Source organism: Phenylobacterium sp., assembly GCF_036402295.1.
In the GTDB taxonomy this organism is placed as follows: Bacteria; Pseudomonadota; Alphaproteobacteria; order Caulobacterales; family Caulobacteraceae; genus Phenylobacterium.
In genome coordinates this window covers 1-8,226 of the sequence record NZ_DASWTE010000034.1, presented here as the reverse complement: position 1 = coordinate 8,226, position 8,226 = coordinate 1, and the positions used below count along the sequence as shown (strand labels likewise).

At 70.3% G+C, this 8,226-nt stretch carries 11 protein-coding genes; 4 read left to right on the top strand and 7 right to left on the bottom strand.

Features of this window, described 5'->3' with window-relative positions; all coding sequences use genetic code 11:
- Window positions 1-227: 227 nt before the first annotated feature.
- Window positions 228-380, bottom strand: a complete 153-nt coding sequence (locus tag VGD44_RS01965; RefSeq protein WP_331083328.1) for a hypothetical protein — start codon at window positions 378-380, stop codon at window positions 228-230.
- Window positions 381-504: 124 nt separating this feature from the next.
- On the bottom strand, window positions 505-1,506 hold the full coding sequence (gene trxB / locus VGD44_RS01960) for a thioredoxin-disulfide reductase (RefSeq protein ID WP_331083326.1): 1,002 nt from the start codon (window positions 1,504-1,506) through the stop codon (window positions 505-507).
- Between the two features lie 108 nt (window positions 1,507-1,614).
- Here trxB and pseI point away from each other — a divergent pair, with 108 nt between their 5' ends.
- Entirely contained in the window at window positions 1,615-2,670 is a 1,056-nt protein-coding gene (gene pseI, locus VGD44_RS01955) for a pseudaminic acid synthase (RefSeq protein WP_331083324.1), read from the top strand.
- A 4-nt stretch (window positions 2,671-2,674) separates the two neighbouring features.
- Window positions 2,675-3,331, top strand: a complete 657-nt coding sequence (locus VGD44_RS01950; protein ID WP_331083322.1) for a DNA alkylation repair protein — start codon at window positions 2,675-2,677, stop codon at window positions 3,329-3,331.
- 1 nt (window position 3,332) lies between these two features.
- Here the strand turns inward: VGD44_RS01950 and pseG are convergent, their stop codons facing one another.
- The 3 genes from pseG to greA all read right to left on the bottom strand — a co-directional run bounded on the left by pseG (window position 3,333) and on the right by greA (window position 5,913).
- A complete protein-coding gene (gene pseG / locus VGD44_RS01945; RefSeq protein ID WP_331083320.1) occupies window positions 3,333-4,352 on the bottom strand; it encodes a UDP-2,4-diacetamido-2,4,6-trideoxy-beta-L-altropyranose hydrolase in 1,020 nt (339 codons plus the stop codon).
- A 108-nt stretch (window positions 4,353-4,460) separates the two neighbouring features.
- Window positions 4,461-5,429, bottom strand: coding sequence for a mitochondrial fission ELM1 family protein (locus tag VGD44_RS01940; protein WP_331083318.1), 969 nt, complete (start codon window positions 5,427-5,429; stop codon window positions 4,461-4,463).
- 10 nt (window positions 5,430-5,439) lie between these two features.
- Window positions 5,440-5,913 (bottom strand): transcription elongation factor GreA, encoded by a 474-nt coding sequence (gene greA, locus VGD44_RS01935; RefSeq protein ID WP_331083316.1) that lies wholly within the window; start codon window positions 5,911-5,913, stop codon window positions 5,440-5,442.
- Window positions 5,914-6,106: 193 nt separating this feature from the next.
- Between greA and VGD44_RS01930 the strand changes: the two genes are divergently transcribed.
- The gene (locus VGD44_RS01930) at window positions 6,107-6,739 is read left to right on the top strand and encodes a glutathione S-transferase (protein WP_331083314.1); all 633 of its coding nucleotides are present in this window, start codon (window positions 6,107-6,109) and stop codon (window positions 6,737-6,739) included.
- Here VGD44_RS01930 and VGD44_RS01925 read toward each other — a convergent pair.
- Together VGD44_RS01925 and VGD44_RS01920 are read right to left on the bottom strand one after the other, a co-directional pair.
- Window positions 6,736-7,314, bottom strand: coding sequence for a hypothetical protein (locus VGD44_RS01925; protein ID WP_331083311.1), 579 nt, complete (start codon window positions 7,312-7,314; stop codon window positions 6,736-6,738). The genes VGD44_RS01930 and VGD44_RS01925 overlap by 4 nt on opposite strands.
- A gap of 50 nt (window positions 7,315-7,364) precedes the next feature.
- The gene (locus tag VGD44_RS01920; protein ID WP_331083310.1) at window positions 7,365-7,862 is read right to left on the bottom strand and encodes an ATP-binding protein; all 498 of its coding nucleotides are present in this window, start codon (window positions 7,860-7,862) and stop codon (window positions 7,365-7,367) included.
- 73 nt (window positions 7,863-7,935) lie between these two features.
- Here VGD44_RS01920 and VGD44_RS01915 point away from each other — a divergent pair.
- Window positions 7,936-8,226, top strand: a 291-nt coding sequence (locus tag VGD44_RS01915) for a metalloregulator ArsR/SmtB family transcription factor (RefSeq protein ID WP_331083308.1), incomplete at its 3' end; no start/stop codon positions are given.

The window sequence follows — 8,226 nt, the reverse complement described above, 5'->3', positions numbered from 1 at the left end:
AAGGATGTGGCCCACGACCTGGCCGTCCTCGATGGCCACCAGCTCGAACAGCACGTCGCCGTCGGCGCGCAGCCGCTCGATCAGCCGCGCCTCGTCGGGCTGGCCGAAGGCGAGGTCGTTGACCTCGGCGATGGCGACGTGGTCCTCGGGCCGGGCGTAGCGGATCATCCGCCGAGCCTAGCCGGAATGCCCGCTTCAGTCAGGCTAGGCCTCAGTCGGGCCAAGCATCAGTCGGGGTCGTGGCGGAACGAGCGCTCTTCGCTCGGACGGTCCTGGCGCTCGTTGCGCAAGGCTTCGGCGGCCAGCTTGCGCCAGCCGTCGGCGATCGACAGGTACACTTCCTTCTCCGCCGGGCTTTCGGCCTTGGCGGCGAGACGCATGACTACCTCGGCCTGCATCCGGTACCGATCGCTTGAACTGAGTTCCTCGGAGGTCACCACCCCCCCGAAACTCCGAAACCCCGAGTCGGGTTTCCGACGTAGCTTGGCCGTCTGCGAATAATTCTCACCAGGCCCCGATCTTCTGGGCTTCCTGGTGCGAAATCGGGTGCTGCGCGCGTCTGTGATCCTCTTCGGCGAGGAAGCGGACGGCCTCCAGCGCGGCCATGCAGCCCATGCCCGCGGCGGTCACCGCCTGGCGGTAGACGTCGTCGGTGACGTCGCCCGCGGCGTAGACGCCCTCGATGGCCGTCGAGGCCGTGCCGGCCGTCACTTTCAGGTAGCCGGAGGCGTCCATCTCGAGCTGGCCATGGAAGAGCTGCGAGGCGGGCGCGTGGCCGATGGCGATGAACACGCCGTCCGCATCCAGGGTCTGGGTCGCGCCGGTCTTGACGTTCTTCAGGCGCACGCCGGTGACGCCCATCGGGTCGGTATCGCCCAGCACCTCGTCGATGGCGTGCTCCCAGATCACCTCGATCTTCGGGTGGTTGAACAGCCGCTCCTGCAGGATGCGCTCGGCGCGGAACTCGTCGCGGCGGTGCACGACGGTGACCTTGGCGGCGAAGTTGGTGAGGAACAGCGCCTCTTCCACGGCCGTGTTGCCGCCGCCCACCACCACGACCTGCTTGCCGCGGTAGAAGAAGCCGTCGCAAGTGGCGCAGGCCGAGACGCCGAAGCCCTGGAACTTCTGCTCGGTCTCGAGCCCCAGCCACTTGGCCTGGGCGCCGGTGCAGATGATGAGCGTCTCGGCCAGCCAGACCTGGCCAGAGTCGGTCTCAAGCCGGAACGGCCGCTGCGAGAGGTCGGCCTTCGTCACGATGTCGTTGACGATCTCCGTGCCCACATGCTCGGCCTGGGCCTGCATCTGCTCCATCAGCCAGGGGCCCTGGATGACGTCGGCGAAGCCCGGGTAATTCTCCACGTCTGTGGTGATGGTGAGCTGGCCGCCGGGCTGGATGCCCTGGATCAGCACGGGATTCAGCAGCGCGCGGGCGGCGTAGACGGCGGCGGTGTAGCCGGCGGGGCCGGAGCCTACGATGAGGCAGCGGACGGAGCGGGGTTCGGACATGGGCCCCAATGTAGTGACGATTCCGGACGGGTGCGACGGCGGCGTTGCCGCAAGCGCGCGCAGGATAGTTAACGACCGTTTCAGCGCCTCTGGGGTAGATTCCCGTTCATGTCGCGCCCCCCTGAGATCGAGATCGCCGGCCGGAAGATCGGCGCCGCCTACGAGCCGTATGTGATCTGCGAGCTTTCGGGCAACCACAACGGCAGCCTGGACCGGGCCCTGACGATGGTGGACGCCGCCGCCGACACCGGCTGCGACGCGATCAAGATCCAGACCTACACCGCCGACACCATCACCATGGACGTCGACCGGCCGGAGTTCAAAATCCACGGCGGCCTGTGGGACGGGCGCAGCCTCTACGAGCTGTACGAGGAGGCGCAGACGCCGTTCGAGTGGCACGCGGCGATCTTCGAGCGGGCGAGAAAGCGGGGCGTGACGATCTTCTCCAGCCCCTTCGACGAGACGGCGGTGGACCTGCTCGCCGACCTGGGCGCGCCGGCGTACAAGATCGCCTCGTTCGAGGCCGTGGACCTGCCGCTGATCCGCTACGCCGCGGCCAAGGGCAAGCCGCTGATCATCTCTACCGGCATGGCCAACCTGGAGGAGATCCAGACGGCGCGGGACACGGCGCTGGCGGCCGGCGCGCCGGGGGTGGTGATGCTCCACTGCGTGTCGAGCTATCCGGCCACCTTCGCTGACGCCAACGTGCGGACCGTCACCGACATGGCCGCGCGCTTCGACTGCCCCGTCGGGCTTTCGGACCACACGCCGGGCACGGCGGCCTCGGTCGCGGCCGTGGCCATGGGCGCCTGCGTGATCGAGAAGCACTTCACCCTGGCGCGAGCCGACGGCGGGCCCGACGCGGCGTTCAGCCTGGAGCCGGCTGAGTTCAAGGCGCTCTGCGACGACACCAAGGCCGCCTGGGCGGCGCTGGGCCGCGCCCACTACGACCTGCTGGGGTCGGAGCGCGGCAACGTGCTGTTCCGCCGCTCGCTCTACGTCACAGCCGACGTGAAGGCGGGCGAGCCGCTGACGCGGGCCAACGTGCGCTCCATCCGGCCGGGCAACGGCCTGCCGCCCGCGCACTTCGAAGAGGTGCTGGGGCGCAAGGCGAAGCGGGACCTGGCGCGGGGCGAGCCGCTCGCATGGGACATGCTAGGCTGAGCGCGTGAGCGCCCAGGACGTCGCCACCCGCTATCGCTCCGAAATCGCCGCGCTGCCGCGGCGCGACACGCCGCACCTGCGCGCGCTGCGCAGGACGTGGTCGCAGGCGTTGAAACCGGAAGCAGGCGATCACGTCGTCGCTGTCGCCGAGGCGCTGGAGGCGGTCTCGCCGCAGGAGGGCAAGTGGCTGGCCTATGAGCTGATCCGCCACCACAAGGCGGCGTTCGCCGAGGTGAGCCAGACGGTGGCCGAGCGGTTCGCGGAGCGCGCGGCGTCCTGGTACGCGGTGGACGCCCTGGGCACGATCCTGACGGGCCCGCTGTGGGCGAAGGGTCGCCTGCCGGACGATCTGTTCGACGCCTGGTCGCGCTCGGAGAGTCGGTGGCTGCGGCGCTCGGCGCTGGTGGCGACGGTGGGGCTGAATGCGGCGGGGCCCGATCCGGCGCGGACCTTCCCGCTGTGCCTGCGGCTCGCCGACGACCGCGACGACATGGTGGAGAAGGCCGTCTCCTGGGCGTTGCGCTGGCTGGCGCAGAAGGACCGCGGTGTCGTCGAGGCTTTCATGGCCGAGCATGGCGGCCGCTTCCGGCCCCGCGTGCGCCGCGAGGTGGGCCACAAGCTCCGGACCGGGCTGAAGAGTGGCCGCGAAAGGGTCGTCTAGTCTAGCCGGCGCGCGCGGCGATCATCGCCAGGAAGATCTCGGCGGTGCGGCCCGCGCCCAGGCCGTCGCAAACCTCCGAGCTGCGGCGGGCGAGGCCGCGGCGCAGCTCGCCGTCGCGCAGGAGCTTGGTCAGCGCCCGGTCGAAAGCCCCGTCGAAGCCGGAATCTGCGCTGTCGACGACGATCGCGGCGTCGCGCTCGGCCAGGGCGCGGGCGGCCGGCCGCTGGTTGTCGGCCAGCACCACCAGGATCGACGGCAGGCCCAGCACGCAGCGTTCCCAGTTGGACGAGCCCGCCGCGCCGATCCCGATGTCGGCCTCGGCGGTGAGGCGGGCCATGTGCGGGGTGTCGACATGCAGCGAAAGGCGGCTGTCGCGGCGGGCGATCTTGGTGAGGCCGGCCAGGCTGGGGGCCGCGGCGCCCAGCACGATGTCGAGGCCGGCGTCGCCGGCGCGCGGGCGGACCAGTTCCACCACGCGGCTGGTGATCCCGCCCACGTCGGTGAGCCCCATGGCGATGAGGATCCGCTGCACGGGCTCACCCCGCCAGGCGAGCGCCGGCTCGCGGAGGGCGGCGAACTCGGGGCGGACGGCGGCGAAGTTCGGCCCCAGGAGCAGGCGGCAGGTGTCGGGAACGAGGCCCAGGTAGTCCTCGGTCGCGCGCGCCGGCCCGGCGTCCAGCAGGAGGTCGGCGCCGAGCTGGCGGTCGGCGAGGTCGTCGATCACCAGCGTCGGCCGGCCCTGGGCCATCGACCGATGGTCGGGGGCGGACAGGCCGTAGTGGTCGAAGACGACGGCGTCGAACGACTCGCGCACGGCTGCGGCGGCCAGGTCGTCGGCGGCGATCCGGGCGCTGTCAGGCGAGAAGGCGTCCAGCAGCTCGCCGGCCGCCGGCGGGCCCACGAAGGCATAGCTCGCCCCCTGCGCCTCCAGCGCCTTGGCCAGGGTCAGCGAACGCATGACGTGGCCGCCGCCCACGGCGGGCCCGGCGTCGACCACGAACAGGATCCTGGGTCCGGTCATAGCTGCGGATGGCCCGCGAACAGGGCGAGATCGGGGCGGCCGGCCAGGAGAGCGGCGAGGATCATCGCTCCGAGATGAGCCGATGCGGCCCTGAATGCAAAGGCGCGATCAATCCGACCCGTCGTAGCGGCGCAGGAGCTCGTGTGCGGCGCGGTCGGTTTCGGCGAGCGGCTCGTAGGTTTCGCCCGCCAGGTCCCCCGCGAACGGCCGGGCGATCCCGCGACGCCGCAGCTCGGCGTGGAAGCGGGCGAGCTTGGGGCTATGTCCGGGCAGCGGCAGCGTGAAGAGCGGCGTGCCGGTGGCGGCGGCGTCGGTCGCGAGGTTGGTGGAGTCCTCGGTCACCAGTATGGCGTCCGCCGAGGCGAGGAAGGCGAAGTAGGGGTTCTCGCCGGTGTCGTCCCAGATGATCCCCGGCAGGTGGGCGAGCGCGGCGGTCATGGCCTGGCGGGCTGGCGGGGGGGTGCGCCGGGTGAAACTCAGCATCAGCGAGCCGCCGGCCCCCTCGATCGCGCGGGCCACGGCGGCGGCCAGCTCCAGCGCCGCCTTGCGGGGCAGGTCATGGGCCTTGGACTTGCCGCCCACAATCAGGGCCACCCGCGGGTGCGGCAGGGGGTCGATCCGCTCGGCGAAGCGGGCCCGTCCGATGGCGAGCTTCTCGGGGCTGAGCCGGTTCGGCGCGCCGAGGATCGGGAACACGTTCTGGCCGCTGAGCCCGTCGTGCTCCGGCGGAACGACCAGGTCGAAGCGGCCGAGCGGCGCCTTGGGGTCCTGGGTCTGCACCACGAAGGTCTTGCCCTCGGCCCAAGTCAGCACGCGGGTGGAGAGGGGCAGCGTGGCCCGGCCCGCGGCGATCCAGATGTCGGGCCACGGCGCCTCGATAGGGTCGCCCGTGCGCGCAGCCGGCGGAATCAGCCGCCAGGGCAGGCGGCCGAGGCCATAGCGCCAGCCCACGCGGCGCGTGGAGATGTGCGCGGGGCGCAGGCGGGCGACCGCCTCGGCTAGGCCCAGGACCTGGGCTTCGATGCCCGCACGGCCATCCGAGACCGCCCAGATCCGTAAGGGACGTGGCGCGGCCATCGCAGTGGGCTCAGACCCACTCCACCTTGGTGATCTCGTAGGCTTTCACGCCGCCGGGCGTGTTCACCTCGACCACGTCGCCCATCTCCTTGCCGATGATCGCACGCGCTATCGGCGAAGTGATCGAGACCCGGCCGCGTTTCACGTCGGCTTCGTGCTCGCCCACGATCTGGTAGCGGGCCTCTTCCTCGGTGTCCTCGTCGACGACCGACACGGTCGCGCCGAACTTGATCTGCTTGCCGGAAAGCTTGGAGACGTCGATGACCTGGGCGCGCGCCATCCTGTCCTCGATCTCGGCGATCTGGCCTTCGATCCAGCCCTGGCGCTCCTTGGCGGCGTGGTATTCGGCGTTCTCGGAGAGATCGCCATGCGACCGCGCTTCGGCGATCGCGGCGATTACCGCCGGCCGTTCCACGGTCTTCAAACGCTTCAGTTCTTCGTCGAGGGCCTTGTAGCCCTCAACGGTCATCGGAACTTTTTCCATCATGACTCGAGGTTCGCCTTGGTGGATCCCCAACCCGGCCGCGGGCGTACACGTCCCGGGGGCAAAGATGCTAGGATTGTGCGCCGCAAAAATCAAGACCGCGGCTCGGCGAGCCCGTAGGGCCAACCGTCCCCGGCAGGCCTTGGCCCGACGGCGCTCACCGCTTAGCTAAGGTCTCCTGCAGGAGATTGCCATGGCCGCCAAGCGCGGGATCACCCTCTATCACTCGCCGGCCAGCCGGGCGTTCACCGCCTACTGGATGCTGGAGGAGATCGGCGTCCCCTTCGACGTGAAGACGGTCGACATCAAGAAGGGCGAGCAGAAGGCCCCGGCGTACCTGGCGCTCAATCCGGCCGGGAAGGTGCCGACGCTGACCGACGGCGACGTAGTGGTGAGCGAGAACCCGGCCATCGCGATCTACCTGGCCGACCGCTACAGCTACGGGACGCTGGCGCCGAAGATCGAGGACGCCGACCGCGGCGCGTACCTCAAGTGGATGGTCTATGCGACGGCGGTGGTCGACCCGGTGGCCTACCTGCACGAGCAGGCGATCGACCTGCCGGGCTTCGGTCCCGGCTTCGGGACGTTCGACGACATGGTGGGCGTGCTATCGGCGTCGCTGAAGGGCCGCAAGTGGCTGCTGGGGAACCGGTTCAGCGCCGCCGACGTGGTGCTGGGCGGCACGATCTCGCAACTGATGTACCGCAAGGTGCTGCCAAAGGACCCGGTGCTCGCCGGCTACAACACCCGCCTCACGCTGCGCGAAGCCTACCACCGCGCCGCCGACGCCACCTGGCCCGCGCACCTGTTCCCGCAGGTGGGCTAGGGCAGGTCCGGCAGGGGCAGCGCGCCGTCGGGCGGCGTGGCCACTTCGGCCACGTTCAGGGTCATGGAGACGAGGTCGTAGTAGCCGTTGACCGCGATGAGGTCGACGACGCCCTGGTCGCCGAACAGCTTGTGGACCGCGGCGTAGGTGGCGTCACTCACCCGCCTGTCGCGGCGCAGCTCGACGCAGAAGTCGTAGACGGCGGCCTCGTCGGCGGCCATGCCGCGCGGCTTCAGACCCTTGGCGAGATCGGCCGCCACTTCGGGCTTCAGGCCGCCGCGCAGCGCCAGCGGATAGTGGGCGTACCACTCGAACTTGGCGTTCCAGTGCCGCGCGGTGATCAGGATCGCGAACTCGTTCAGCCGCGCCGGCAGGCTGGAGCGGTAGCGGATGTGCTCGCCCACCTTCTGCAGCCGGTCGGCCAGCTCGGGGCTGCGCAGCCAGGCGTTGAAGGGCCCGCGGATCGAGCCGCGCGGGCCGGAGACGATGGCGTCGGCCACCTGCTTCTGCGCCGGGGTCATCGCCTCGGACTTGAGCTCGGGGAACCGTTCCTGTCCGTGCGCCGCCGTCGCCATCGCAAGCCCTGTCAGTAACGCCGCCGACCGCACCATGCCCCGTCCTCGCGTCAGTTGCTCTCGCTGATCACCGCCCCGGCCAGCTCCGCGGGATCGGGCGCCTCGAACACGCCTTCGATGAAGTCGAAGTGCTCGGGCAGGACGTCGATCGCGAAGTTCTCGCCGCGCACGACGTTGCGCTCGGCCACCCGGGCCCGGCGCACCTCGGCGGGCGCGGTCACGAAGTGGAACTGCAGCGGCAGCCCCGCACCGTCGGCGATCTCGCGCACCCTGGCCCGGTCGGCCTTCCGCATCAGGCCGATGTCGAGGATCACTGGCGTGCCGGTCGCCAGCACGCCGGCCGCCACTGACCAGATCTGCGCCTCGCAGCGCTGCACGCGCTCGATCATCCACTCGTACTCGATGGGCTGGGGCATGTCGGGCGCGAAGAGCTGGGCCATCCACTCGTCGAGGATGAAGGCGACCGCTTTTTCGCGGCGCGCGAAGGCGTGGGCGTAGACTGTCTTGCCGGCCCCCGAGGGGCCGAAGATCACGTGCAGCGTGGACATGGCTCGCCTGTAGACGACAGCGCGACGCCCGTCGACTTGACGGCAACTGCATAACCAATTAGTTCTGTAACCCATGAGTTATGAACAACAGCTCGACGCCACCTTCGCGGCCCTGGCCGATCCCACCCGCCGCGCGATCCTCGCCCGGCTCGCGATGGGAGAAGCCTCCGTCGCCGAGCTGGCCGAGCCCTTCTCGATGAGCCAGCCGGCGGTCTCCAAGCATCTGAAAGTGCTGGAGAAGGCCGGCCTGATCCACCGCGGCCGCGACGCCCAGCGCCGCCCCGCCCGGATCGAGGCGAAGCCGTTGCAGGAGGCGAACATGTGGATCGAGCGCTACCGCGAGCTCTGGGAGGCGAACTACCGC

Bases quoted from the DNA above. Each gene is read 5' to 3' on its own strand.
- VGD44_RS01965 (WP_331083328.1), bottom strand. From the start codon at position 380: ATGCGTCTCGCCGCCAAGGCCGAAAGCCCGGCGGAGAAGGAAGTGTAC.
- trxB (WP_331083326.1), bottom strand. From the start codon at position 1,506: ATGTCCGAACCCCGCTCCGTCCGCTGCCTCATCGTAGGCTCCGGCCCC.
- pseI (WP_331083324.1), top strand. From the start codon at position 1,615: ATGTCGCGCCCCCCTGAGATCGAGATCGCCGGCCGGAAGATCGGCGCC.
- pseG (WP_331083320.1), bottom strand. From the start codon at position 4,352: ATGACCGGACCCAGGATCCTGTTCGTGGTCGACGCCGGGCCCGCCGTG.
- VGD44_RS01940 (WP_331083318.1), bottom strand. From the start codon at position 5,429: ATGGCCGCGCCACGTCCCTTACGGATCTGGGCGGTCTCGGATGGCCGT.
- greA (WP_331083316.1), bottom strand. From the start codon at position 5,913: ATGGAAAAAGTTCCGATGACCGTTGAGGGCTACAAGGCCCTCGACGAA.
- VGD44_RS01930 (WP_331083314.1), top strand. From the start codon at position 6,107: ATGGCCGCCAAGCGCGGGATCACCCTCTATCACTCGCCGGCCAGCCGG.
- VGD44_RS01925 (WP_331083311.1), bottom strand. From the start codon at position 7,314: ATGGCGACGGCGGCGCACGGACAGGAACGGTTCCCCGAGCTCAAGTCC.
- VGD44_RS01920 (WP_331083310.1), bottom strand. From the start codon at position 7,862: ATGTCCACGCTGCACGTGATCTTCGGCCCCTCGGGGGCCGGCAAGACA.